Annotated in this window: 1 pseudogene; it reads left to right on the top strand. The window is 54.5% G+C overall.

Going from position 1 to position 257, the window contains the following annotated elements:
* Positions 1 to 257: pseudogene (locus tag LKK83_RS32000) on the top strand (calcium-binding protein); the annotation flags it as partial.

Here is a 257-nt window from a genome sequence, read left to right as displayed (position 1 = left end):
GGCAATGACTTCGCCAATGGCAACCAAGGCACCGACTGGGTTGACGGCGGCGATGGCGATGATGTGCTGCATGGCGGTAAAGATGACGATACGGTGAAAGGAGGCACCGGTACTGATGAGTTGTTCGGGGATTTAGGGAATGATATCGTTTGCGGTAACGCAGATGGTGACTTCCTCTACGGCAACCAGGGGGATGACTCCCTGGATGGCGGCGATGGCAATGATATGCTGTGGGGTGGCAAGGATAATGATATCCT

Origin of the sequence: Phormidium sp. CCY1219 (genome assembly GCF_035615515.1) — a bacterium.
GTDB lineage: Bacteria > Cyanobacteriota > Cyanobacteriia > Cyanobacteriales > Laspinemataceae > CCY1219.
Note: the sequence above shows the minus strand (reverse complement) of the source record. Positions and strands in the feature narration are given on the sequence as shown.